General features: G+C 44.3%; 21 protein-coding genes and 1 pseudogene. 20 read left to right on the top strand and 2 right to left on the bottom strand.

Features of this window, described 5'->3' with window-relative positions; translation table 11 throughout:
• Positions 1 to 103: 103 nt before the first annotated feature.
• The 11 genes from EDD59_RS17845 to trxA all read left to right on the top strand — a co-directional run bounded on the left by EDD59_RS17845 (position 104) and on the right by trxA (position 10,315).
• Positions 104 to 253, top strand: a complete 150-nt coding sequence (locus EDD59_RS17845) for a hypothetical protein (protein WP_165920939.1) — start codon at positions 104 to 106, stop codon at positions 251 to 253.
• A 210-nt stretch (positions 254 to 463) separates the two neighbouring features.
• A complete protein-coding gene (locus EDD59_RS12820; RefSeq protein ID WP_132382486.1) occupies positions 464 to 940 on the top strand; it encodes a VanZ family protein in 477 nt (158 codons plus the stop codon).
• Entirely contained in the window at positions 915 to 1,292 is a 378-nt protein-coding gene (locus tag EDD59_RS12815; RefSeq protein ID WP_132382484.1) for a DUF6142 family protein, read from the top strand. Before EDD59_RS12820 ends, EDD59_RS12815 begins: the two co-directional genes overlap by 26 nt.
• Positions 1,293 to 3,395 (top strand): aminopeptidase, encoded by a 2,103-nt coding sequence (locus EDD59_RS12810; protein ID WP_132382481.1) that lies wholly within the window; start codon positions 1,293 to 1,295, stop codon positions 3,393 to 3,395.
• Between the two features lie 236 nt (positions 3,396 to 3,631).
• On the top strand, positions 3,632 to 4,144 hold the full coding sequence (gene purE, locus EDD59_RS12805; RefSeq protein WP_132382478.1) for a 5-(carboxyamino)imidazole ribonucleotide mutase: 513 nt from the start codon (positions 3,632 to 3,634) through the stop codon (positions 4,142 to 4,144).
• 28 nt (positions 4,145 to 4,172) lie between these two features.
• Positions 4,173 to 5,198, top strand: a complete 1,026-nt coding sequence (gene purM, locus EDD59_RS12800; protein ID WP_132382475.1) for a phosphoribosylformylglycinamidine cyclo-ligase — start codon at positions 4,173 to 4,175, stop codon at positions 5,196 to 5,198.
• Positions 5,192 to 5,824, top strand: a complete 633-nt coding sequence (purN, locus tag EDD59_RS12795; RefSeq protein WP_132382472.1) for a phosphoribosylglycinamide formyltransferase — start codon at positions 5,192 to 5,194, stop codon at positions 5,822 to 5,824. Before purM ends, purN begins: the two co-directional genes overlap by 7 nt.
• A 20-nt stretch (positions 5,825 to 5,844) precedes the next feature.
• The gene (gene purD / locus EDD59_RS12790; protein ID WP_132382469.1) at positions 5,845 to 7,128 is read left to right on the top strand and encodes a phosphoribosylamine--glycine ligase; all 1,284 of its coding nucleotides are present in this window, start codon (positions 5,845 to 5,847) and stop codon (positions 7,126 to 7,128) included.
• Positions 7,064 to 9,214, top strand: a complete 2,151-nt coding sequence (locus EDD59_RS12785; protein ID WP_243117422.1) for a penicillin-binding transpeptidase domain-containing protein — start codon at positions 7,064 to 7,066, stop codon at positions 9,212 to 9,214. The genes purD and EDD59_RS12785 overlap by 65 nt, the downstream gene beginning before the upstream one ends.
• 11 nt (positions 9,215 to 9,225) lie before the next feature.
• Entirely contained in the window at positions 9,226 to 9,882 is a 657-nt protein-coding gene (locus tag EDD59_RS12780; protein ID WP_132382467.1) for a Crp/Fnr family transcriptional regulator, read from the top strand.
• 124 nt (positions 9,883 to 10,006) lie between these two features.
• Positions 10,007 to 10,315 carry a thioredoxin gene (gene trxA / locus EDD59_RS12775; RefSeq protein ID WP_132382465.1) on the top strand — a complete coding sequence of 103 codons (309 nt, stop codon included), beginning with the start codon at positions 10,007 to 10,009 and terminating at the stop codon, positions 10,313 to 10,315.
• Positions 10,316 to 10,553: 238 nt separating this feature from the next.
• Here the strand turns inward: trxA and abc-f are convergent, their stop codons facing one another.
• Positions 10,554 to 12,023: a ribosomal protection-like ABC-F family protein gene (gene abc-f / locus EDD59_RS12770; RefSeq protein WP_132382463.1), complete on the bottom strand. Its 1,470-nt coding sequence runs from the start codon at positions 12,021 to 12,023 to the stop codon at positions 10,554 to 10,556.
• 412 nt (positions 12,024 to 12,435) lie between these two features.
• Here abc-f and EDD59_RS12765 point away from each other — a divergent pair, with 412 nt between their 5' ends.
• Positions 12,436 to 15,789, top strand: a complete 3,354-nt coding sequence (locus EDD59_RS12765) for a PD-(D/E)XK nuclease family protein (protein WP_132382461.1) — start codon at positions 12,436 to 12,438, stop codon at positions 15,787 to 15,789.
• On the top strand, positions 15,770 to 19,396 hold the full coding sequence (gene addA, locus EDD59_RS12760; RefSeq protein ID WP_132382459.1) for a helicase-exonuclease AddAB subunit AddA: 3,627 nt from the start codon (positions 15,770 to 15,772) through the stop codon (positions 19,394 to 19,396). Before EDD59_RS12765 ends, addA begins: the two co-directional genes overlap by 20 nt.
• A 192-nt stretch (positions 19,397 to 19,588) precedes the next feature.
• Here addA and EDD59_RS12755 read toward each other — a convergent pair.
• Positions 19,589 to 19,729: pseudogene (locus EDD59_RS12755) on the bottom strand (transposase); the annotation flags it as partial.
• 284 nt (positions 19,730 to 20,013) lie between these two features.
• Between EDD59_RS12755 and EDD59_RS12750 the strand changes: the two are divergent.
• The 7 genes from EDD59_RS12750 (at position 20,014) to EDD59_RS12720 (ending at position 24,054) form a co-directional block, all read left to right on the top strand.
• Positions 20,014 to 20,337: a PadR family transcriptional regulator gene (locus EDD59_RS12750; RefSeq protein WP_132382457.1), complete on the top strand. Its 324-nt coding sequence runs from the start codon at positions 20,014 to 20,016 to the stop codon at positions 20,335 to 20,337.
• A complete protein-coding gene (locus tag EDD59_RS12745) occupies positions 20,334 to 20,996 on the top strand; it encodes a DUF1700 domain-containing protein (protein WP_132382455.1) in 663 nt (220 codons plus the stop codon). Before EDD59_RS12750 ends, EDD59_RS12745 begins: the two co-directional genes overlap by 4 nt.
• A 3-nt stretch (positions 20,997 to 20,999) precedes the next feature.
• A complete protein-coding gene (locus tag EDD59_RS12740) occupies positions 21,000 to 21,884 on the top strand; it encodes a toast rack family protein (protein ID WP_132382453.1) in 885 nt (294 codons plus the stop codon).
• Positions 21,885 to 21,904: 20 nt separating this feature from the next.
• Positions 21,905 to 22,093: a PspC domain-containing protein gene (locus EDD59_RS12735; protein ID WP_132382450.1), complete on the top strand. Its 189-nt coding sequence runs from the start codon at positions 21,905 to 21,907 to the stop codon at positions 22,091 to 22,093.
• 170 nt (positions 22,094 to 22,263) lie between these two features.
• Positions 22,264 to 22,449 (top strand): alpha/beta-type small acid-soluble spore protein, encoded by a 186-nt coding sequence (locus EDD59_RS12730; RefSeq protein WP_132382448.1) that lies wholly within the window; start codon positions 22,264 to 22,266, stop codon positions 22,447 to 22,449.
• 54 nt (positions 22,450 to 22,503) lie between these two features.
• Positions 22,504 to 23,181, top strand: coding sequence for a WecB/TagA/CpsF family glycosyltransferase (locus tag EDD59_RS12725; RefSeq protein ID WP_243117423.1), 678 nt, complete (start codon positions 22,504 to 22,506; stop codon positions 23,179 to 23,181).
• Between the two features lie 3 nt (positions 23,182 to 23,184).
• Complete coding sequence (locus EDD59_RS12720; RefSeq protein ID WP_132382446.1) at positions 23,185 to 24,054, top strand: YitT family protein; 870 nt, start codon at positions 23,185 to 23,187, stop codon at positions 24,052 to 24,054.
• The last annotated feature ends 192 nt before the right edge of the window (positions 24,055 to 24,246 follow it).

The following is a 24,246-nucleotide window of genomic DNA, read 5'->3' as shown; positions in this document are numbered from 1 at the left end:
TTGTGAGTAGTGTCTGATTAATCAGAGTGAAAGCATATAGGTTGAAGCAGTAAAATTCTCGATATGGGTATATTTGTCCATATTTCGAGTGGCAGGAAGTTTCATGGAAAAAGCATATAAGACAATGTTAAGCGCAGGAGTAGGCAGCATCGCACTCGGAATTATTATGATTGTAACAGGAATTACCACAGGAATTATTACTGTCATCAACGGTGTTCGTCTGCTGAAGCGCAAGAACGAAATTACGTTTTAAAAGACAACCATGCCGCTAAGTTCGAGAGGACCTCACTAAGCCGGCAGGTTGTACTTTACTACTAAGGTTCGGAAGGACCTCACCAAGTAGTATAAGCAAGGAGACAACCATGCCGCTAAGTTCGAGAGGATCTCACTAAGCCGGCAGGTTGTACTTTACTACTAAGGTTCGGAAGGACCTCACCAAGTAGTATAAGCAAGGGGTGAAATTTTGAATCAGAGACAAACAAGAAAAATTCGTGTTCTGGGAAAGGTACTGTTCGTCCTTTATCTCTTTTTTCTTCTGTATTTTCTGATTTTTTCCGATTGGTATGGAAGAACCGAAGGTTCGGGGCAATATCGGTATAATCTGGTACTTTTTCAGGAGATAAAGCGATTCATTAAATACAGGGAAGAGTTGGGGAGCTTCGCGGTATTTACAAACTTATTCGGCAATATTCTAATATTTGTGCCTTATGGTTTTTTCATTTCCATGGCAAGCAAGAGCAGAGGATTTTTCATGACTTTCTTTTATAGCTTTGGCTTGAGTATGTGTGTGGAAATATTTCAGATACTCACAAAAGTGGGAAGTTTTGATGTAGATGACCTTCTGCTGAACACAATGGGAGGAATTCTGGGATATATTTTGTTCTCGATTTGCAATTGGATAAGGAGAAAACATTATGGATACGGAAAAAAAAGAGGCTAAAAACAAACAAAGGGAAAGAGATAAAAGCAGGACAAGGAAAAAAACCAGGAAATATGGACAGGCAAGGCTGAAGCACTCCCGCATGGGAATATATTCCTGCGTTTATGCGGGCATATCTTTTGCCCTTCTGCTGAGTTGTATTTTGATTGCATTTATTATGCGGGGGAATACTTCCGGATTCATCGGTGGGCTTGGGATTCTTTCTGTTGTACTGGCTGTGGCCGGAATCCGGGCTGCTGTAAAAGGAATGCGGGAGAGAGAAAAACGTTATATTACCTGTAAGGCAGGGATTGCGGCAAATATTGTGATTCTGCTGGGCCTTGTACTAATATTTATAGGAGGTATTGTATAGATGGGATGGGAAGAATTACAGACAGAAAAAAATGAACAGTGCAGAGAAAGGCATGAACTTACGATAGAAAGAATGAAGCAGATTGCTCTAGAAGAGGTGGCAGATCCTGCCTTTTCTCCATTTTTTCAGGGGACAGCCAGGTTTTTGCTGGAGCTTGAAGATGTACGATGGAGAATAGTAGACTCCCGATGGGAAGTTTTGGAATTAAAGGAGATGCAGGAAATCAACCGAGCTTTGTATGCTGATATTCTGGGGGAAAGGTATGAATCAAGCTATGCAAACCCGGTGTATGCTGTAAAAATGCTGGGCGAGGAATATGGGCGGCTCTTAGGGCTTCTTTATGCTGAGATGAGAGGAGGCATTCCTTGGGCCTTTGAAAATAGAGTGGACTATCTTACCATTCTCCATGAACTATTCATTGAAATTTATAATTCCTTTGAGGCCGAAAAAGAACCAGAATATAAAGCGTTGAAGAATATTGTGTACTGGTATGCCAGCGACTACTGCGATGTCTTTCTGGCAGATAGAATTGAAGAACAGTTAAATCCTGAATATTCATTTGCTGCGGATATTATAAACACCGTGAATCTGGAAAATGACAGGTATCTTTACCGGTTTGGAGAATACATTTCAAAAAATGAGCTTGGAACCGCCAGATATCTGAGGAGCCTGCCCGAGGAAACGATCCAGAAAATGGCAGATGTATATACGGAAGGCTACAGGGTAGGATTTATTAACACAGGAAAAGATCTGTCCAGGAAGTCGGTTGTAAATATTCGCTATTGCCTTGGGTTTGAAAAGATTATAAAGCTTGCAATTCAAAATTTTGAAAAAATGGGCCTTAAACCTGTGATTTACAGAGCGGCGTCCAGTGTTATTACCAAAAAAGAACAATTTAAGACAGGATATTACGGTGCTATTCCCAATAAACAGTACGACTACGACCACAGGTCAGACCAGGCACTGTTTATGGATAAGGCTTACATTGAGCGCAAGCTTGATGTCTTAAAGAATGTGTATGAGAAAAACAAAGAGTTGGCCGCGCAATTTGCCGGTCCCGCCGTGATGGAGATTTTTGGCGAAAAGCCTTTCTCACCTGCAGCAAAATTAGAGGCACCTTCCTACACTGAGGCGCAGCGCTCTTTATCTCTGCTTTTTGACAACAAATCAGGTCAGATCACGAACCAGTACATCAAAGGCGATGAAAGAAGTTTTACAATCATTGCCTATCCCGTACCGGAAATCGGCGATGACTATCCGAAGATTTTCGATGAGGTAATCTGTATCAATACTCTGGATTCTAAAGTTTACGGAAAGGTGCAGCAGACACTTATCGATGCTCTGGACAAAGGGGAATATGTGCATATTCTTGGAAAAGGAGAGAATCAGACGGATTTGAAAGTACAGCTGTACCGCCTGAAAGATCCAGAAAAAGAAACCATATTTGAAAACTGTGTTGCTGATGTAAATATTCCGGTGGGTGAAGTGTTCACCTCCCCTGTTCTGGAGGGCACAGAAGGGACACTCCATGTGAGCAAGGTTTATCTCTTTGAGCTGCAGTATAAAAATTTGAAAATTGATTTTAAGGACGGGATGATTGCAGACTACACCTGCACTAACTTTGAAAACGAGGAAGACAATAAAAAGTATGTTTATGAAAACGTGCTTCATAATCATAAAACCCTGCCTCTGGGAGAGTTTGCAATCGGAACCAATACCACGGCTTATGTGGCTGCAAAGAAATACAAAATAGAAGATAAGATGCCTATATTGATTGCGGAAAAAATGGGACCGCATTTTGCAGTTGGCGATACCTGCTATAGTTGGAGCGAGGATGTACGTGTTTATAACCCTAATGGAAAGGAAATAGTTGCTAAAGACAATTCTGTGTCATCTCTTCGCCGGGAGGACACCTCAAAAGCATACTTCCACTGTCATACAGATATAACTATACCTTATGAAGAGTTAGAAGAAATAAGTGTAGTGACAAAAGAAGGCGAAAATATTATACTATTAAAAGACGGAAGATTTGTGCTTAGCGGAACAGAAATTCTCAATGAACCATGGGCGGGCCGAAAGCAACTTAGTGAATCCGAGCGATAGCGAGAGATGAACTTAGTGCGAGGCCGTTCTTAGAGATTAGCGAGGTTCTTTCGAGCTTAGCGAAAAGAACTTCCTTAGCTGCAAGCAACTTAGTGAATCCGAGCGGTAGCGAGAGAGGAACTTAGTGCGAGGCCGTTCTTAGAGATTAGCGAGGTTCTTTCGAGCTTAGCGAAAAGAACTTCCTTAGCTGCAAGCAACTTAGTGAATCCGAGCGGTAGCGAGAGAGGAGAAATGATATGCCAAAAGTAGGAATAGTGATGGGAAGCGACTCTGATTTAAAGATCATGAGCAAGGCGGCAGATATGCTGGAAAAGCTGGGAATTGATTATGAAATGACCATTATTTCCGCACACCGTGAGCCGGATGTGTTTTTTGACTGGGCAAAGGCGGCGGAAGGCAGGGGAATCAAAGTAATTATTGCAGGTGCAGGCATGGCTGCCCATCTGCCGGGAATGTGTGCAGCTTTATTTCCGATGCCTGTTATAGGTGTTCCTATGTCGGGAAAGAACCTGGCGGGGGAAGATGCACTTTTTTCTATCGTACAGATGCCGCCGGGAGTTCCTGTTGCCACAGTTGCAATAGACGGCGGAATGAATGCAGCGATTCTTGCGGCAAAGATTTTGGCGGTGTCAGATGAAAAACTTTTGAATAAGCTGAAGGAACATTCAGAGGAAATGAAAGAGACGGTACAGGGAAAAGCGGCACATTTGGAGAAGATAGGATATGAAGCTTACCTCATGGGGAAATAGGGCTGAACAGTGGAGGTTGTAAAATCTTATGGATTATAAAAAAGCAGGCGTTGATATAGAAGCCGGATATAAATCGGTTGAGTTGATGAAAAAATATGTACAGGAGACCATGAGGCCGGAAGTGCTGACGAACCTTGGAGGATTTTCAGGTGCATTTTCCCTGGAGAGGATTAAAAACATGGAGAAGCCCACGCTGGTGTCCGGTACGGACGGTGTAGGGACTAAGCTGAAGCTGGCATTTCTCTTGGATAAGCATGACACCATTGGCATTGACTGTGTCGCAATGTGTGTGAATGACATAGCATGTGCAGGTGGAGAGCCCTTATTCTTCCTGGATTATATTGCATGCGGAAAGAATGAACCTGAAAAGATCGCTTCAATTGTCAGTGGTGTGGCAGACGGATGCAAGCAGGCCGGTGCGGCCTTGATAGGCGGAGAGACAGCGGAAATGCCGGGCTTTTATTCCGAAGATGAATATGACCTTGCCGGGTTTGCCGTGGGTATTGTAGATGAGAAAGATTTGATTACGGGGAAAGACCTGAACCCGGGAGACATTCTCGTTGGTATAACATCGTCGGGTGTGCACAGTAATGGATTTTCCCTTGTGAGGAATGTATTCAGTATGGAGCAGGATGCACTAAATACATATTATGACAGCTTGCAGACTACTCTGGGGGAAGCTTTGTTAACTCCCACAAAGATTTATGTGAAGACTTTGCATAGTGTAAAAGAAGCAGGCATTACAATTAAGGCATGCAGTCATATTACAGGGGGAGGATTTTATGAAAACATTCCCCGCATGTTAAAAGACGGCACGCGTGCGATTATCCGTAAAGACAGTTACCCGATACCGCCGATTTTCGATATGTTGGCCGACAGCGGTGACATTGAAGAAAAAATGATGTACAATACATTTAATATGGGATTGGGTATGATTGTTGCAGTAGGTGAGGCTGATGTGGATAAGACGCTGCAAGCGGTGAGAGCTGCCGGTGAGAAGCCTTATATTGTGGGGCAGATTGAGGCAGGAGAAAAAGGAGTCACTCTATGTTAAAAATAGTCGTCCTGGTTTCAGGGGGCGGAACCAACCTTCAGGCCATCATTGACGGTGTAGAGGACGGCACAATTTCAAACACGGAGATTGCGGGTGTTATCAGCAATAACAAAAATGCCTATGCGCTTAAGCGTGCCGGAGAAAATGGCATTGCGCATAGTTGTGTTTCGCTGAAAAGCTGGGAGTCAAGGGAGAAATTTAATCAGAAACTTTTAGAAACGGTAGAAAGTTTTTGTCCGGACTTAATTGTGCTGGCGGGTTTTTTGGCGGTGATTCCACCAGCCATGATTGACAAATACAGCAACCGTATCATTAATATTCATCCGTCACTCATCCCCTCTTTTTGCGGAAAAGGATATTATGGGCTGAAAGTTCACGAAGCAGTATTGGAGCGGGGGGTAAAAATAACCGGTGCAACAGTTCATTTTGTGGACGAGGGAACCGATACAGGTCCCATTATTTTGCAGAAGGCAGTACAGACAAAACAGGGGGATACCCCGGAAATGCTTCAGAAAAGGGTGATGGCGGAGGCGGAATGGAAGCTTCTTCCCCGGGCAATAGATTTAATTGCGAGAGGTAAAGTTACGACAGTAGATGGCAAAGTGTTGATCTCAGAAGATGAATAGTCTTTTAAAGGAGAATTCTAATGAAGGTATTGATTGTAGGAAGCGGCGGCCGGGAACATGCAATTGCAGCAAGCGCTGTAAAAAGCACCAGATTGGAGAAACTATATTGTGCTCCTGGAAATGCAGGAATTGCGGAATATGCTCAATGTGTAGATATCGGAGTTATGGAATTTGACAAGCTGGTTGCTTTCGCAAAGAAAGAGTCAATTGACCTTGTTATTGTCGGCATGGACGAACCGCTGGCAGGCGGTCTTGTAGATGAGATGGGGGCTGCAGGAATCCGCACATTCGGACCCCGGAAAAATGCGGCAATATTAGAAGGCTCCAAGGCATTTTCCAAAGATTTAATGCGAAAGTACAATATACCGACCGCAGGTTATAGGAATTTTACGGATGCAGGAAAGGCTTTTGAATACTTAGAAACTGCAAAGTTTCCAATAGTGCTGAAAGCTGACGGACTTGCAATGGGAAAAGGTGTGCTGATCTGTGGTGCACCGGAGGAAGCAAGAGCAGGAATCCGAGAAATCATGCTGGATAAGAAGTTCGGCTCTGCAGGCAATGAAATGGTGATAGAGGAATTTATGACTGGCCGGGAGGTATCCGTCCTTTCTTTTGTGGATGGAAAAACCATTAAGACTATGACTTCTGCCCAGGACCATAAGCGTGCAGGGGACGGAGATACCGGATTGAATACGGGGGGAATGGGGACGTTTTCCCCCAGCCCTTTCTATACAAAAGAGGTGGAGGATTTCTGCAGACGGCATATTTATCAGGCTACGGTGGATGCAATGGCTGCTGAGGGAAGAGCATTTAAGGGAGTTATATTCTTTGGACTTATGCTGACGGCAGAGGGACCAAAGGTTCTGGAGTATAACGCCCGCTTTGGCGATCCTGAAGCACAGGTGGTACTTCCCCGTATGAAAACGGACTTAATTGAAGTGATGGAGGCTTGTATTGACGGAACTCTCGACCAGGTTGAGCTGGAGTTTGAGGACAATGCGGCAGTCTGTGTGGTGCTCGCTTCTGATGGGTATCCCGTGAAATACGACAAAGGATTTGAAATCACCGGATTAGAGGAGTTTAAAAAGCATGAGGGCTATTATTGTTTTCACGCAGGCACCAGATTTGACGGAAACAGGATTGTAACAAGTGGAGGCCGTGTATTGGGTATTACGGCAAAGGGGAAAGACCTCAAAGAAGCAAGAGAGAACGCATATGCTGCCACAAAATGGGTGCAGTTTGAAAATAAATATATGCGCCATGATATTGGGAAAGCGATTGATGAGGCGGAGGGATGTGATTGATTTGGCATCAAGAAAGAGATACAGACAAACTAAAAGAAGTCAGGTCAGGAGAAAAAGGTGGCCTGTTCTTGTTGCTATTATAGTCGTTTTGGCTGCAGCAGCGGGAGGAATTCTGGTCTGGAATATGTTGCGGATAAAATCTACACCTCAGGAGACTGTAAAAAAGTATTTTACATTCCTAAATAAAGAAAAATATGAGGAAATGTATGCTCTGCTAAGCACGGAAACAAGAAAGAATATAACAAAGGATGATTTTGTTAGTAGAAATAAAAATATTTACGAGGGAATATTTGCTCAGAATATAAAGGTTACTTTAAAGGGAGAACCAGAGTATAAAGATGGCAGGAAAAAAGCTGTGGTTTCTTACGCAACAGCAATGGATACCTCCGCGGATGAAGTAACATTTGATAATAAGATGAAATTGAGTATGGAAGACAGAAAGTATTTTATTGACTGGGATTCTATGCTGATTTTTCCGTCCCTGCAAGATGATTATAAAGTTCAGGTCAATACAGAACCCGCAAAACGTGGCTCTATTCTGGACAGAGACGGGCAAATGCTTGCAGGACAGGGCACGGTCTCGCAAGTGGGTATTGTACCGGGCAAGCTGGGTGACAGCAGCGCAGATTCTGTCCGGAAAATCGGAGAGATACTGGACATGACAGAAGATGAGATTAATCAGGCATTAAGTGCTTCTTACGTACAGGACGATTCCTTTGTTCCTCTGAAGGAAATTTCAAAGATGGATACGGAAGCAGAAGGGCAGTTACTTAGTATCCCAGGTATTTTAATTCAGGATAAAGAGGAAAGAGTGTATCCTCTTGGTGCAGCGGCAGGTCAGCTCACCGGTTATGTGCAGGCAGTAACTGCAGATGAATTGAAGGAGTTGAAAGGAAAAGGATACCATGAAAACAGTGTTATAGGGAAATCAGGATTGGAGCGGGCTTTTGAGGATAAACTTAAATCCGAGGCTGGACATAGCATCGATATTGTAAATGCGGATGGCACCAAGGTGGACACTGTAGCCTTCAAACCGGCGGAAGATGGGGAGGATGTTCAGGTGACGGTGGATTCTTTGATGCAGAAGAATGCCTATGAACAGTTTGCCTCAGACCCGGGAACTGTGACGGCTATGAATCCAAAGACCGGAGAGGTGCTGGCTCTGGTGAGCACTCCGGCGTACGACCCAAATGAATTTGTTATGGGGATGTCGGATAAACGTTGGAATGAACTAAATGGAGACACGAACAAGCCCCTGATGAACCGGTTCAATACATCGTGGACACCCGGATCCACTTTTAAGGCAATTACAGCGGCAATAGGTGTGGATACAGGGAAGCTTAATCCGGATGAAAATAAAGGAAATGTCGGACTGAAATGGCAGAACGACGCAAGCTGGGGGAATTATTATGTGACTACTTTGACCGATTACGGCTCAGAGGTAAATTTGGAAAATGCACTCGTCTATTCCGATAATATTTATTTTGCAAGAGCAGCGCTGGACATCGGGGCAGATACAATGATTCAGAAATTTAAAGCTATAGGATTTGAAGAGGAGATGCCTTTTGAGCTTGCTCTTTCGGCTTCCACTTATGATGATGACGATAAGATAGATTCAGATATACAGCTTGCAGATACCGGATATGGGCAGGGGCAGCTTCTTGTAAATCCTCTTCACATGACGTCCATGTACACTATGTTTGTAAACGGCGGGAATATGATACAGCCCATTATTCTCTACCAGGAGAATCCCCAGGGCAAAGTCTGGAAGAAGCAGGTAGTTTCTCAGGAAACTGCAGAGCTGGTGAAAAATGATCTGATACAGGTTATTGAGAATCCGTCCGGGACTGGGGCAAAGGCAAAGATTGACGGCGTTACTATGCTGGGTAAAACGGGAACCGCAGAAATCAAGGAAAGCCAGGATGATACTTCAGGCGTGGAGAGAGGCTGGTTTGTTTGTGAGACTACAGAGGATATTGCAAACCCCTTTGTCATAGCAGGGATGGTAGAAGATGTGAAGCAAAAAGGTGGAAGTACTTACGTGACAGAAAAGGTAAGGGAAATCGCGGCGGCATATAGCAGATAGGTGGGACTTTCATGAGAGAATTATTAGAGCGCACACTTCCTTTTTGGAAACATTTAACAAGGAGTGAGCAGAATGCCTTGGCAGAAGGAGTAGTGGAGGGTCTATATAAAAAGGGTCAGGTACTGCACTACGGAGGTAGAGAGTGTGCTGGTGTGCAAATTATAAGAAAAGGGCAGACAAGAGTGTTTGTGACTTCGGCCGGAGGCGGAGAAATCACCTTGTTCAGACTTTTGGACGGTGATGTGAGTATACTAAGCGCCGCATGTATGTTGAAGGGGCTGGATATCGAGCTAGACATGGAGATAGAGGAGGACTCATTCATTTGTACCATACCCAAAGCGCTATATAAAGATATCAGTGACCACAATGCAAAGGTAAAGGACTATACACTGGAGATGGTATCGGAAAAATTTTCAGATATCATGTGGCTGTTTAATCAGTATGTATTTTCCAACGTAGCTGCCAGACTGGCAGATGCGATACTCGAACACAGAGCACTGACCGGTTCAGACACTCTCGCGATCACCCATGATGCTCTGGCGCGGGATATCGGCACGGCAAGAGAAGTAGTGAGCAGGCTTTTAAAACAATTTCAGACAGATGGACTGGTAAAGATTACCCGTGGGCATATTGAAATATTAGATGCGGCAAAGCTGGAAAAAGTCTGACCTTGGTCAAATTAAGAAATTTCTCCTTTCTTTTGTGATTTTGTCACATAAAAATATGGAAAGTATGTTATACTTAATCATAATGAAAGATGAATTACAGATGTAAACAAAGGAGGAAATAAATATGGCAATCACGAAACTTACAGCACAAAACTTTGACCAGGAGGTTTTACAGTCAGATAAGCCGGTACTTGTTGACTTCTATGCAGACTGGTGTGGACCATGCAAAATGATGGCTCCGGTAGTAGAGGAAATTGCAGAAGAAAAGTCAGATGCTAAGGTATATAAATTAAATATTGACGAAGAGATGGAAATTGCTCAGAAATACGGGGTTATGAGTATTCCTACATTTATTGTATTTAAAGACGGACAGGTAAGTAAAAAGGATTTGGGAGCGAAGCCCAAGAGTGATGTACTCGCCCTGTTTGATTAAAAATGCGGTGCCACTAAGATAGTGGCACCCTTTTTTTAAAAAGAAATTTTATGATGTAGGGGTCAAAAGGTATTTTGCCCCCTGATACCTACGGATTGCTCCGCACTTTGTGCTCCCGCAATCCTAAAAACATTCGAAATCCGCCCTATTCGGGCTACTTTCTCATGTTTTACGGGCCCCAAGGTCATGCTTTTTCATGCAAGCATGAAACGCATGACCTTTTGACCCTGGTATCATTTTATGAAACTTCTACCACATTTGTCGATATATTATTCTGGAACATCTCATCGTGCTCAACGAACAGCATGGTTGGTTTATACTCCATAATCAAATCTTCTATCTGTATGCGTGAAAGGACATCGATAAAATTCAGTGGCTCATCCCAGATGAACAAATGTGCCGGTTCACACAAACTTTTTGCCAGAAGAACCTTCTTCTTCTGTCCTTCGCTGAATTGCCAGATGTCTTTCTCAAACTGAATCCTGTCAAATCCCAGCTTCCGCAGTAATGCTTTGAAGACACTCTCTTCCAGCTGATGAATCCGGGCAAAATCGGTGAGATTTCCTCTCAGCCAGGAGGTATCCTGGGAAATATAGGAAATCTTTACTCCCGAACCCAGGCGGAAATCACCGGTATAGGGAACCGATTCTCCGAGTATCAGCCTGATCAGGCTGGTTTTCCCACTGCCGTTCTTTCCTTTCAGACAGATACGGTCTCCCCGGTGTATTGTAAGATCAATGTCATGGCAGACATCCGTATTTTCATAGGAGATACTGACATTTTCCATGGATAGCAGGATATCTGCGTGATAGGTCAGTGGAATCAACTTTAAACTGTCCGCCAATTCTATGTTTTTCAGCAGTTTTTCCTTCTCTAAGATTGCATTTTGCTGTCTTTTTTCTATAGATTTGGAACGTTTCATCATTTTGGCGGCCTGGTGCCCGATATACCCTCTGTCAGGAACTTTGGCTCCTATTTTTGTTTTCTCAATTTTATCCGACCATTTGCCGCTTTGCCTGGCAGAGTCCTGCAGCCTGCGGATATCCTGGGAAAGGCGGGCGTTTTTCTCCAGCTCTAGATTATCCTGCGCCTCCTTGTTTGCATACCAGGAAGAAAAGTTGCCTTTCTGTACTTCGATATTGTTCTTGTTTATGGATAGCACATGATCAATACAGCCGTCCAGAAAAGTACGGTCATGGGAGACAAGTATGAAGCCCTTTTTTAAGTTCAGATATTGGGCAACCTTTTCTCGGGCCTGAATATCCAGATGATTTGTGGGCTCGTCAATGAGCAAAAAACCATTCTCTTTCAGGAACAGCGCCGCCAGCAGAACCTTTGTGCGCTCGCCGTTACTCAAGGTAAAAAAGGGACGGTAGAGAATTTCCACGTCTGTATCCAGCAGATTTAGCTCCCGCAATATCTGCCAGTTCTCCGCCGCCGGGTTGATTGATTCTACAACAGACAAAGTCATATCATTGGGATTTTTCACCTCATAAGGGAAATATTCAAAGTTAACACTGGTAGATATAATCCCGCTGTAGTCATATTTTCCCAGCAAAAGACTTAAAAAAGTTGTTTTGCCCCGCCCGTTTCTTCCGATAAATCCCAGTTTCCAGTCAGTATCTATCTGAAAGGACACATTTTCAAAAATGTTATCATAACTGCTGTCATAAGCAAAAGTTAAATTTGATACTTGAATTCTAGACATAAAAAACACCTCCTTTGGATATATAAAACCGCAGAAAAGTCATTCCTGCGGCCTCTTACAACATATCCATAACGGTACAAAGGTATCTGCCGGTTTGTTTACAAGTATTAGCAATCAAAAATTCAGCAGCCTATATGTCATGAGAAGAAAAATGAATGAGCTTTCCTGCAACAGCACAACAAAAACAAACCGATTCACTCGGCCGGATATCTTGTTATGCAATAAATAATCAGCAAGAAAACATCTTCATTCTTTCATCTCCTATCTTTCTAAGTTGGTCACATAATAACAAATAGAAAGAAAAAAGTCAACGGGGAAAAGCATATAGAAATATGGTATAATGAGAAAAACATGTCAAAGTAAGTCAAAGGGGACACTCCCCTTTTAGAATATTTCTTTCAGGAGGTTTTGTATGTCTTTACAGTTTGTCTTTGGAAATTCCGGTGCAGGAAAGTCTTACTATTTATATCAAACGGTTATTGAGGAGTCTATGAAAAGACCGGATATGAATTATCTTGTGCTTGTGCCGGAGCAGTTTACGATGCAGACCCAGAAGGATTTGTGTATGATGCATCCCAGACATGGGATTATGAATATTGATGTTTTGAGTTTCGGCAGACTTGCTCACCGTGTTTTTGAGGAGATTGGAGGGGACACGAAACAGGTTCTGGACGACGAGGGTAAAAACTTGATTCTGCGGAAGATTGCGGGGAGCTATGGGGAAGAACTGCGGGTTTTGCGTGGAAATCTCAAAAAGCAGGGGTATATCAGCGAGGTGAAGTCTGTCATCTCGGAGTTTACTCAATATGGAATTGGGCCTGGGGATTTGGACGAGTTCATGGAGGGACTGATACCGGATAGTTACCTATATTATAAACTTCAGGATATACGCAAAGTTTACAATGGCTTTGAAAAATTCCTTGCCGACAGATACATTACAAAGGAGGAATTACTGGATGTGCTGAGCGGGGTAGTGAAAAGGTCTGCCCTTCTGCAGAAGAGCGTGGTGGTACTCGATGGATTTACTGGATTTACACCGGTTCAGAATAAGCTTCTCGGGGAATTGCTGGAGACCTGTGAGCAGGTGGTCGTGACTGTGGAGATGGACAAAAGGGAAGACCCTTACGTGTACCGTCACCCCTACCAGTTATTCGCTCTAAGTAAACAAATGGTTACAGGCCTGGTCAAGATTGCCGGGGAGCACCAAGTTGCGATAGACGATGATGTTCGTCTGTACAACAGGCCGGTGTATCGTTTCAGGTATAATGAGGCTCTGGGGTTTCTCGAATCTGAGTTGTTTAGATATTCGAAGAAGCAGTATGAGAAGGAGCAGGATGCCCTGACAATGCACGCGGCGGGAAGCCCGAAAAGAGAAGCAGAGTATGTGGCCTCCCAGATCCGGCGCCTGGTCCGGGAAAATGGTTACCGCTACCGTGACATTGCGGTGATTGCAGGCGACTTGAACACTTATGCGGTGCATATGGAAAAGGCATGTGAGGCCTATGGAATTCCAGTGTTTATGGATCATAAAAAGAGTATTCTCCTCAATGCTTTTGTCGAGTATCTGCGGAGCCTTCTTGCTATGGTGGAGCAGAATTTTTCCTATGAAAGTGTATTTAGGTTTCTGCGCACCGGCATGACCGGATTTGGCCGCAGAGAAGTGGATATGATGGAGAATTATGTACTGGCACTTGGCATAAGAGGCTACAACAAATGGAATTCGGTATGGGTAAGGCACACATCCGGCATGGATGAAAAAACACTGGCTGTCTTAAATGGGCTGAGGAACCGGTTTGTGGAGCAAATAGATTCTCTGGTGATGGTTCTAAAACAAAGGAATAAGACGGTAGGTGAAGTCACAGCTGCAGTCTATGATTTTTTGGCGCGCCACCAGATGCAGACACGTCTAAAGGAGATGGAAAATCATTTCCAGGAGCAGGGAGAGCTGGCTCTGGCAAAAGAATATGCGCAGGTGTACAGAATTACGATAGAGCTGTTTGACAAATTTGTGGAGCTTCTGGGTGACGAGAGGATTTCTTTAAAAGAGTACTGTGAGCTGCTTGATGCAGGGCTGGAGGAGGCAAAGGTAGGTGTGATTCCGCCGAGCCTGGATCAGGTTGTTGTCGGTGATGTGGAGAGGACTCGTCTAAAGGACGTGAAAGCTCTGTTTTTCATGGGGGCCAATGACACACTGCTTCCGGGCAGCCTGGGACAGGGCGGCCTGCTTTCCGAGCGGGACAGAGAACACTTCGCAAAACAAAAAATCAGCCTGTCACCTGGGGCAAAAGAAAAAACTTACATCCAGAAGTTTTATTTATATATGAACCTGACGAAACCCACAGAGTATCTTTTCCTTTCTTTTTCCAAAGTTTCTGCGGAAGGGAAAACCTTGCGCCCGGCTTATTTGATACAGGATATCCGAAGGCTATACCCGCTTCTACATATTGAAGACGAAGAAACGAAAGACTTAAAGGAGAGGGAACTGACGGAGAAAACTGCGGCCGACTACCTGGTACAGGGACTTCGGGACAGGAGGCTGGGGCTTTCCCAAGAGTGGAAGGAACTTTATACATGGTATGTAAAGAAAAACCAGGCGGGTTCAATACTGGACGCTGCATTTTTCAAAAGAAAACCTGACAGAGTGGAAAAAGAAGCGGCAGTGCAGATGTACGGAGATGCATCCCGGTTCAGCGTGACCCGGCTGGAGCGCTTTGCTTCCTGTGCGTATGCACATTTCCTGACTTATGGACTGCGGCTTTCCGACAGGGAGCAGTATCAGTTTGAAGCCATGGATCTGGGAAATATTGCACATCGGTCTATGGAGCTTTTTTCCAGAAAGGCAGAGGCAGAAAGAGTACCGTGGACAGAGATGGGGGAAGACCAGCGTGTACAGTGGATTGAAGAGAGCGTGGAAAAAAGCATTACAGACTATGGAAATACCATCCTTTATAGCACCGCCCGCAATGAATATATGATTACACGCATTAAGAAATTAATCCATCGCTCCGTGTGGGCTCTCACCGAGCAGCTGAAAAAAGGAGATTTTATTCCCAGCGGCTATGAGATGAAGTTTGGCAGCGGGAAGATTGATAGGATTGATACCTGCACGGATGAAAATAAAATTTATGTAAAGGTTACAGACTACAAGACCGGTTCTAAAAGCTTTGACATTACTGCCTTTTATCACGGACTGCAGATGCAGCTTCCAGTGTATCTGAATGCCGCGATAGAGATTGAGCAGAAAAAACATCCGGGTCAGGAGGTGCTTCCGGCAGGGATTTTTTATTACCGGATGAAGGATCCGATTGTGGAAAAAGAGAAAAACGAAACTCTGCTGAGGAAAAAAATTTTGAAAGAGCTGAAATTGGACGGGCTCGTGAATTCTGATGATACAGTAATTGGGCATTTAGAGCATGATTTGATAGGAAATTCCAATCTGATCCCTGTGGGGAGGAACAAGGACGGGAGTCTTAGCCGTTATTCCAGGACGCTGGAGCCGGAAGAATTTGAAGCACTGCTGTCTTACACAAAGAAAAAGGAGCAGGAGTTAAAGGCAAGAATTTTGAGCGGGGAGACATCCGCCCGGCCCCATGAGCTGGGACTGGAAACCGGGTGCGATTACTGTGCCTATAGAGATATCTGTGGGTTTGATCCGAGACTGTACGGCTGTGAATATCAGCGGATGGAAAAGCTTGGAAAGCAGGAAGTTGTAGAAAAAATGAAGCAGACAGGGGAGGGGCGGGACAATGGGTGTGAACTGGACTGACGAACAGCAAAAAGTTATTAATTTGAGAAACCGCAATATTCTGGTTTCGGCTGCGGCAGGTTCCGGAAAGACGGCAGTGCTGGTAGAGAGAATTATCCGGATGCTGACAGATGAGAGTAACCTGGTCAATGTGGACAATCTTTTGATTGTAACATTTACAGAGGCGGCAGCGGCGGAAATGAAAGAACGTATCCGGGAGGCTGTAGAAAAGGCACTGGAGGAACACCCGGGAAATGTTCATCTGCAACGTCAGGCGACCCTGATACATAGTGCACAGATTACGACCATACACAGTTTCTGCCTTTCCGTAATACGGGATCATTTCCATATACTGGATATTGATCCGGGCTTTCGCACTGCTGAGGAAGGAGAATTGAAACTGCTCAAACAGGATGTTCTGGATGAGCTGCTGGAGGAGCGCTATGCGCAGTCAGAGGATAGATTTCTGGAGTTTGTGGAAAAGTTTGGTACCGGCCGCAATGATAAGAAAATAGAGGAGATTATCCTGCAGCTTTATGAATATTCCCGAAGTTATCCACAGCCGGATATGTGGCTGGATGACTGTGTAAAAAGCTACAGTGACGATGGGGGGGATTCTGACTGTATCCGGCGGGTGGAAATGCTGGTAAGGCAAAAGGCAGGGGATGTTCTGGATATTCTGGATGAAGGGCTTAAGATATGCAGCATGCCGGATGGGCCCTATATGTATGAGGACATGCTGGAATCGGATAAAATAATCTTTTCCGGTCTGGTGAAGGCGGAAAATTTTGAGAATATGTACCGGTTGGCGGGGGAAATCAAATGGAAACGGTTATCCGCGAAGAAAGATGAGACTGTAGATGCCGGCAAAAGGGATCAGGTGAAAACTCTTCGTGAAAAAGTGAAAAAAATGGCGGGGGATATTACGGCCATGTACTTTTATGAGGAGCCGGAAGAAATTTTCCGGGATATGGCCCAATCCGCCTCCGCGATGCAGGTACTTGTGGATATTGTAAAAGACTTTGGAACTGCGTTTTCAGAAATGAAACGGAGCAGGAATATGATTGACTTCAATGATATGGAGCAGTTTGCCCTGCAAATATTGACAGAGGAGGGGGAAGACGGACTCGTTCCTTCGAGGGCGGCATCTGAATATCAGGAACAGTTTACAGAGGTTATGATTGACGAGTATCAGGACAGCAACCTGATTCAGGAAGCAATTTTGACCAGCGTATCCCGGGTAAGTAAGGGGCAGAATAACATTTTTATGGTCGGAGATGTGAAGCAGAGTATTTATCGGTTCCGCCTTTCCAGACCGGAGCTGTTTATGGAAAAGTATGACACCTACAGCCTGGAAGAGAGTGGCAGACAGCGAATTGATCTGCACAGGAATTTCCGAAGCAGGGAAGAAGTGCTGCACAGTGTGAACTTTATTTTTGAACACATTATGCGAAAAGAATTGGGCGGGATTCGCTATAATGAAGAGGCAGCGCTTTTTCCGGGGGCAGCCTATGAGCCACTGCTGGACGAGACAGGACAGTCTGTCTGTGAGACAGAACTTTTGATTGTCGATACGGCAGAACAGCCAGAAGAAGGAGAGATGGAAGCCACCGTTGGAGGCCAGGAAAGCCCCAGGGAGAGAGAAGCCCGGGCGGTGGCACACCGCATCAAGGATTTGCTGCAGAATGGAAGCGTACTGGATAAGGCTGCGGGGACATACCGGGCTCCGGAATATAGGGATATGGTAATTTTGATTAGAAGCATAAAGGGCTGGGCAGACATATTTTCTACCATATTGGCCGAGGAAGGAATCCCGGCTTACGCTGGCAGCAGGGAAGGATATTTTGAGACTTATGAAGTCAGCGTTCTTCTGGACTATCTGAAAATATTGGACAATTTTATGCAGGAGCTTCCTCTGACTGCTGTTTTGACTTCCCCCTTCGTGGGACTGAATGCTGCCCAGCTTGCGGATATTCGAAATGCATATCCGGATGTACCGTTTTACGAGGCTGTGGAAAAATATGCTGCGGCTGAGATCCGAGAAGGAAAACTACAGGGTATTTTGAAAGAATTCCTGGAGACTTTCCGTAGTTTTCGGGAAATGGTTCCCTACACTGCAATCCATGACCTTTTATGGCATATTATTGAGGATACAGGATACGGAACCTTTATCGCGGCAATGCCGGGAGGAGCCCAGCGGACGGCAAATGTGGAAATGCTGGTTGAAAAGGCATCGGCATTTGAGGGTACAAGCTATAAGGGGCTCTTTAACTTTGTGCGCTATATCGGACAGCTGAAAAAATATGATGTAGATTATGGGGAAGCAAACATTGCGGATGAGCAGTCGAATATGGTCCGCATTATGACTATACATAAAAGTAAGGGGCTGGAATTTCCCATTGTGTTTGTGTGTGGCATGGGAAAACATTTTAATACCCAGGATATCAGAAGCAGTATTGTAATTCATCCCAAGTGGGGTGTGGGTATTGATGCCATAGATTTGGAAAAAAGGACAAAGATTCCTACGATTCTGAAAAAGGTGATTCAAGAGGAAGTTACAAGGGAAAGCCTGGGGGAGGAACTCAGGGTGCTGTACGTGGCACTGACCCGCGCGAAAGAAAAACTGATTATGACAGGAACACTGTCAGGTGCTGCAAAAGCTCTTGAAAAACAGCAGGAACAGAAAATGTGGTCGGTCAGACACAAAAGCGCACCTCTGCCTTATTATGTGCTGGCAGGCGCGCACTCCTATCTCGACTGGCTTTTACCTGTCATACCGAGTCTGTCCGGAGAGGTTCCGCTACAGGTTCGGGTCGCTGACAGTGCAGATGCAGCTTCAGTTGAAAGTGTGGAAGGCCAGGTAGAAGATTTGGCCAGAGATGTACTGGAGCACTGGAATACAGGGGCTGTTTATGACCGGGCCCTTCACAGTAAACTGGAAGAGCAGCTGGAATATGTTTACCCTTATGAACAGGAGGGTAAGCAGAAGATGAAGTTTACCGTTTCGGAGTTGAAAAAATACGCCTCTTTATCTGAGGAACCTGGAGAAGTAATGTATGAGGATTCAGAGGCAGTCCCTCTTCTGCCCAGATTCTTAAGTGAAGAGACAAAGCTGACTGGGGCATCACGGGGAAGCGCTTATCACAAATTTCTGGAGCTTTTGAATTTTTCTGGGGAATATAATGAGGAGTCTCTGGAAGAAGAGGCTGTCCGTTTGGAAGCGGAAGGAAAACTTTCCCGGGAAATGGCAGAGAGTATTGACATCCGGGATGTTTTGGGGTTTTTACAATGCAGCGGAGGACGGCGCATGCACCGGGCAGCGCAACAGAATCTCCTGAGAAAAGAACAGCCTTTTGTACTGGGGATAGATGCCGGTGAAATTTATCCGAGTGAAAAAAGTGAAGAGATGGTATTGGTCCAGGGAATCATTGATGTCTACTTTGAGGAGGACGGTGAGCTTGTTGTATTGGATTATAAAACAGATAAAGTGAAATCAATCATGGAACTGAAAGAAAAATATCATGCGCAGCTGGATTATTATGCACAGGCATTGGAGCAGCTTGTAGGGAAAAAGGTAAAGGAAAAGATTATCTATTCCTTTACACTGGGAGAGGAAATACAGGTATAAAGGGGAGATTCGATTCCGCTCTGTGCATAGCAATTCAGGAGGGCAAGCTTGATTCGCTTCGCTTCATCTCGCTTCGGCTAAACGCCGGATAGAAATATGGGGCTGTCGGTTAATACCGATTTTTAAGGCTCTTACACCAAAACAAGCATATCCTACAGAGTTCCATGCTTTTCAGCAAAGGACGCTCTGGTAGCCTGAAAAATCTAATTCCTCCATCACTTTTTTCAGGGAATAGACTGGATCGTCATCGGGTAAATGCAATTCGAAGAAACTGAAGTTAATTTTTTGTTGCCCTAATTCAAAAAATTCGTTATAATAATCTTGTTTTTGCATAGTTACATTATAACATGTAACGGAAAAAAGGTGGTTGTCGTTAGCCATCTTTTCTTCTTTTTTAGGATAAAGTTAAGAAGGAGGGTGTGACCGGCATCGGTCACACCCTCCTTCTTTGAGATTATCTATTTCCCGACAACCCCATATTTCTGCCCTCCTGAATTACTATGCAAAATTAACAGTTGACAAATTATATTATATGACATATAATATAGAAAATTGAATAATATTAATGGATAAGCAATATATACTGACTCATAATATTATAAGGGAGGAGTGATAACATGGTATTCAACACCGGAGCAGCATTGCTGGATGCAATTGTTCTTGCAGTTGTGTCACAGAAGGATGAAGGTACTTACGGATATAAAATTACCCAGGATGTGCGCAGAGCCATTGATGTATCAGAATCCACTCTTTATCCTGTGCTAAGGCGGCTGCAGAAGGATGAGTGTCTGGAAGTATATGACAGGCAGTTTGACGGAAGGAACAGGAGATATTATAAAGTGACTGACAGAGGAATGGCGCAGTTAAATTTATATAAGGCCGAGTGGAAAAGTTATTCAAAGAAGATTCATGAGATATTCGAGGGAGGTGCTAAAAATTGAATCGAAAAGAATTTATGTATAGACTGGAACAATTGCTTATGGCAATTCCAGGAGATGAGAGACGGGCAGCTCTCCAATATTATGAAGACTATTTTGAAGATGCCGGAGAGGAGAATGAAGCACAGGTCATCAGTGAACTGGGAAGCCCTGAGCAGGTGGCCGCAACGATTAAGGCAGACTTAAGGGACGGAAACAGAGAAGGCGGAGAGTTCACTGAGAATGGATATAGTTATGCTCAATCCGGCAGCAAGGGAGAGCTTATTACCAAAGCTCCTCCAAAAACAAGCAAAACATTGAAGATTATATTGATTATCTTAATTGTTCTGGCGGCGATTCCTTTTGCATGGCCGGTATTGGTCGGATGTGCGGGCATAGTTATCGGACTTGTATGTGCAGCGTTTGGAGTGTTTGCAGGATTGGTAATTGGATCTGTAGTTCTGATGGCAGTAGGGCTTGTTATTTTTATTGCAGGACTGACAAAACTACTGGCAGCGCTTCCGGTGGCACTTCTTGCAAGCGGATCAGGCCTGGTTGTATTTGCGCTGGGGCTGATTGCTACGGTGGCAGCCGTGAAGCTGTGCATGGTGGTATATCCGGCGATGATAAGAGGAATTGTAGCAATTTGCCGGTGGCCGTTTTACAGAAAGAAGGTGTCGTAAGTTATGAAAAGAGGATGGAAGATTTTTTGGATCGTGTGTGCCTGCATTGTGGGAATCGGATTGTTACTTTGCATTGCTGGGGCGGCCATGGGAGTTACGTTTTCGGCAGTGAGAAGTGCTTACGGGGTGGATCAGGCCAGATATGCATCATACTGGCATAATTGGGACAACTGGGATGATGACATAGACGACTATGATTATGACGATAATGGGGATGTGCAGGGCAGTGCAGAGGATGTATCAAGCTTTTCAGGAATCCATGAACTTAGCGTAGACGTATCCTATCTGGAGGTTATTGTCAGACCGTATACAGGAGATGACGTTACTGTAGATGTGAGCCAGGTGAATCCAAAGTTAAAAGGCAGGCTGGAGTATGAGGCTGATGAAGGTGAGCTGAGCATAGAGACAAGGGAAAGCAATTGGTGGCCAAAATCAGCCAGAAATAATACAGGTTATCTGGTTATTCAGGTGCCTGAAGGAAATATTTTAAATGAGGCATCTTTTGAGATTGGTGCAGGAATACTGGAGATAGAAAACATTAAGGCTGACAGTCTGGATATCAGTGTAGGCGCCGGAGAGGCTGTTGTGAAGCGGTTCGAGACTGCACAATTAGATGTGGAATGCGGGGCAGGCAAGGGAGCGCTGAGCGGATCCGTGACAAAAGAAGCAAGTGTGGAATGCGGTGTAGGAGAACTGGCGATGGCATTAAGCGGGAACCAGAGAGATTATGACTACCGTCTGAAATGTGGAATCGGTGAATTGACGGTGGGAAATGACTCTTATACGGGATTTGACAGTAAGCGCAGCATTGATAATGGTACCGGAAAGCTTATGGATATCAATTGCGGTATTGGTCAGGTTAAAATTACATTTACAGAAGGACTTTAATCAAAAAAGGAGGAATCATTATGGAGCCAAAAAAATTATATCGTTCAAGGACAGACCGCATGATATGCGGTGTATGCGGAGGAATCGCAGAATACTTCAATATAGATGCAACAATTGTGCGTCTGCTATTTGTCCTCCTGGGACTCACAGGTGGATCGGGTATTCTTGCCTACTTTATAGCCGCAATTATCATACCTGACGATAAATAGAAATAGCACAGAAGCTTAAAGAGATACTTCGGAGGCGGAGTATCTCTTTTTTAGATACAAATGAAAAAGACAGAATATTCTGACAATGGACGGCAAAAGGGTCTGACCCCTTTCGTGTATGTCTCCTGATTTTTCGGCAATACTTTCAGAAAAAGGAGGAGGATATTAAGATGGCTGAAAAGAAATTGAAACCAATTGATTTAAAAAATCTGGAGCCTGAGGAGAAGGCAAAGTACGAGATTGCGGAGGAATTGGGGCTTTTGGATAAAGTACTGGAACAGGGATGGCGTTCTCTCTCATCCAAGGAAACAGGACGGATAGGAGGAATGATTGCAAAAAGAAAGCGAAAGAGTTGAAAAACCTGCTGGTTTTTGATACAATTGTACGACTGGGGAGAAGAAGCATAGGTGATGAAAATGGAAGAGAAGATGAATATCTTTGACGTGGAGATTGCTGGGTTCACGGCAAAAGCGGCTATGCAGATGGCAGTTAAGTACATGCAGAGTGAGTCTGTCAATACAATTGAGATTGTCACATTGGATATGCTCATGCAGGGGAAAGACGATCCCGCATGGAAAGAGGACACAAAAGAGATGGATATGGTACTCCCGGGTGAGGGGGAGATACTGGAGGCTGCAGAAATAACAGACAGGAATTTATTAAAGGATGTGACAAATCAGACTTTCTTGAAAATGTTCCTGCGTTACTTACAGAGAAATAAAAGGAGGGTATTTCTGATTGCCGGGTCTGAAAAAGAGCTTCTTTGCCTGGAAAAGGCTATGGAAAAGTATCACAGAGGAATTGCGGTAGTGGGCCGTGGCATATTGAGCTCAGAAGGTAAATCAGAAGAAGATATTATCAATGATGTAAACGGGGCTGAGACAGACTGTATAATTTCTGCACTGCTGTCCCCTGTGCAGGAGGATTTTATTATCAGAAATAAGTCTCTGCTCAATGCAAGAGTCTGGCTGGGATGCGGCAGTATGCCGGCTGGGAATTATCATGAGAAGAACACAGGCGGTGTCCGGCGGTTCCTTATGAAAAAGGCATTCCGTTATAGGGTAGAAAAACAAAAGAAGGAGAGTTAAACCATGCATGGTTACAGGGAAAGACCGGTTTATATGAAGTATGCTTATATTGCTGTGGGGACGGGCCTTGTTTCTTTTGCAATTAAGTGCATTTACGAGCCTAACAGTCTGGTTGTCGGCGGATTTTCAGGTTTGGCTATCATTATCAAAAGCCTTACGTCGGGCCTGATGCCGGGAGGCATCCCATTGTGGTTTACAAACATTGCGCTGAATCTGCCGGTCTTTCTGGCTGCTCTGAAGGTGAAAGGGAAAGGCTTTATCGGTAAGACACTATTTTCAACTATTATGGTTTCTATATGGCTGGCAATAATTCCGACCTTTTCCCTTATAGAAAACAACATTTTGCTTGCGGCCATCTTTGGCGGGGCATTGCAGGGAATCGGTATGGGTCTGGTGTTTTCAACAAAGGCAACAACCGGCGGCACAGATATGGTAGGGGCAATCATACAGAATTATTTGCGCCAGTTTTCTGTAGCTAAGATCATGATGGTGATTGATGCCGTTATTGTGATTGCCGGCGGCTATGTATTTGGTATAGAGCGTGCGCTCTACGCAATTATTACGATTGTGGTGGTCAACCGGATAGCAGATGCGATGATTGAAGGCGTTAAGTTTGCCAAAGCGGCCTACATCATTACAGATAAATATGAGGAAGTGTCCCACGCTATTATGCGCGAGGTGGACAGGGGGCTTACCGGGATTTATGCGAAGGGAATGTATACCGGAAAAGACCGTTGCATCCTTTTTTGTGTTGTCACGAAAAAAGAGCTGGTCCATTTGAAGGAAATAGTTGGAAAAACCGATGCGAATGCATTTATTATTGTCAGCGACGCCCGCGAGGTAATGGGAGAGGGGTTTTCCCCGGTAGAATGATATTTGTGAACTATGTATAAGGCTAAAATTATGAAATATTTATAAAAAATATGAGGAAATGCATAAAAAAACCGTATTTCCCCTTTATTTTTTTAGCTTTATGCATTAATATATAACTTGTGTATGTGTATTTTGATTTTTAGTGAATTTGATATTTGTGAAAAATGCACATGGAAATGAGACGAGAGCGGA

Origin of the sequence: Muricomes intestini (assembly GCF_004346165.1) — a bacterium.
Lineage (GTDB): Bacteria > Bacillota > Clostridia > Lachnospirales > Lachnospiraceae > Muricomes > Muricomes intestini.
The sequence above is the reverse complement of the archived record's forward strand: the minus strand, read 5'-3'. Positions and strand labels throughout refer to the sequence as shown.

What these genes read in the sequence shown, in the direction of transcription:
- EDD59_RS17845 (WP_165920939.1), top strand. Translation starts at nt 104, where the DNA reads ATGGAAAAAGCATATAAGACAATGTTAAGCGCAGGAGTAGGCAGCATC.
- EDD59_RS12815 (WP_132382484.1), top strand. Translation starts at nt 915, where the DNA reads ATGGATACGGAAAAAAAAGAGGCTAAAAACAAACAAAGGGAAAGAGAT.
- EDD59_RS12810 (WP_132382481.1), top strand. Translation starts at nt 1,293, where the DNA reads ATGGGATGGGAAGAATTACAGACAGAAAAAAATGAACAGTGCAGAGAA.
- purE (WP_132382478.1), top strand. Translation starts at nt 3,632, where the DNA reads ATGCCAAAAGTAGGAATAGTGATGGGAAGCGACTCTGATTTAAAGATC.
- purM (WP_132382475.1), top strand. Translation starts at nt 4,173, where the DNA reads ATGGATTATAAAAAAGCAGGCGTTGATATAGAAGCCGGATATAAATCG.
- purN (WP_132382472.1), top strand. Translation starts at nt 5,192, where the DNA reads ATGTTAAAAATAGTCGTCCTGGTTTCAGGGGGCGGAACCAACCTTCAG.
- purD (WP_132382469.1), top strand. Translation starts at nt 5,845, where the DNA reads ATGAAGGTATTGATTGTAGGAAGCGGCGGCCGGGAACATGCAATTGCA.
- EDD59_RS12780 (WP_132382467.1), top strand. Translation starts at nt 9,226, where the DNA reads ATGAGAGAATTATTAGAGCGCACACTTCCTTTTTGGAAACATTTAACA.
- trxA (WP_132382465.1), top strand. Translation starts at nt 10,007, where the DNA reads ATGGCAATCACGAAACTTACAGCACAAAACTTTGACCAGGAGGTTTTA.
- abc-f (WP_132382463.1), bottom strand. Translation starts at nt 12,023, where the DNA reads ATGTCTAGAATTCAAGTATCAAATTTAACTTTTGCTTATGACAGCAGT.
- EDD59_RS12765 (WP_132382461.1), top strand. Translation starts at nt 12,436, where the DNA reads ATGTCTTTACAGTTTGTCTTTGGAAATTCCGGTGCAGGAAAGTCTTAC.
- addA (WP_132382459.1), top strand. Translation starts at nt 15,770, where the DNA reads ATGGGTGTGAACTGGACTGACGAACAGCAAAAAGTTATTAATTTGAGA.
- EDD59_RS12750 (WP_132382457.1), top strand. Translation starts at nt 20,014, where the DNA reads ATGGTATTCAACACCGGAGCAGCATTGCTGGATGCAATTGTTCTTGCA.
- EDD59_RS12740 (WP_132382453.1), top strand. Translation starts at nt 21,000, where the DNA reads ATGAAAAGAGGATGGAAGATTTTTTGGATCGTGTGTGCCTGCATTGTG.
- EDD59_RS12735 (WP_132382450.1), top strand. Translation starts at nt 21,905, where the DNA reads ATGGAGCCAAAAAAATTATATCGTTCAAGGACAGACCGCATGATATGC.
- EDD59_RS12730 (WP_132382448.1), top strand. Translation starts at nt 22,264, where the DNA reads ATGGCTGAAAAGAAATTGAAACCAATTGATTTAAAAAATCTGGAGCCT.
- EDD59_RS12725 (WP_243117423.1), top strand. Translation starts at nt 22,504, where the DNA reads ATGAAAATGGAAGAGAAGATGAATATCTTTGACGTGGAGATTGCTGGG.
- EDD59_RS12720 (WP_132382446.1), top strand. Translation starts at nt 23,185, where the DNA reads ATGCATGGTTACAGGGAAAGACCGGTTTATATGAAGTATGCTTATATT.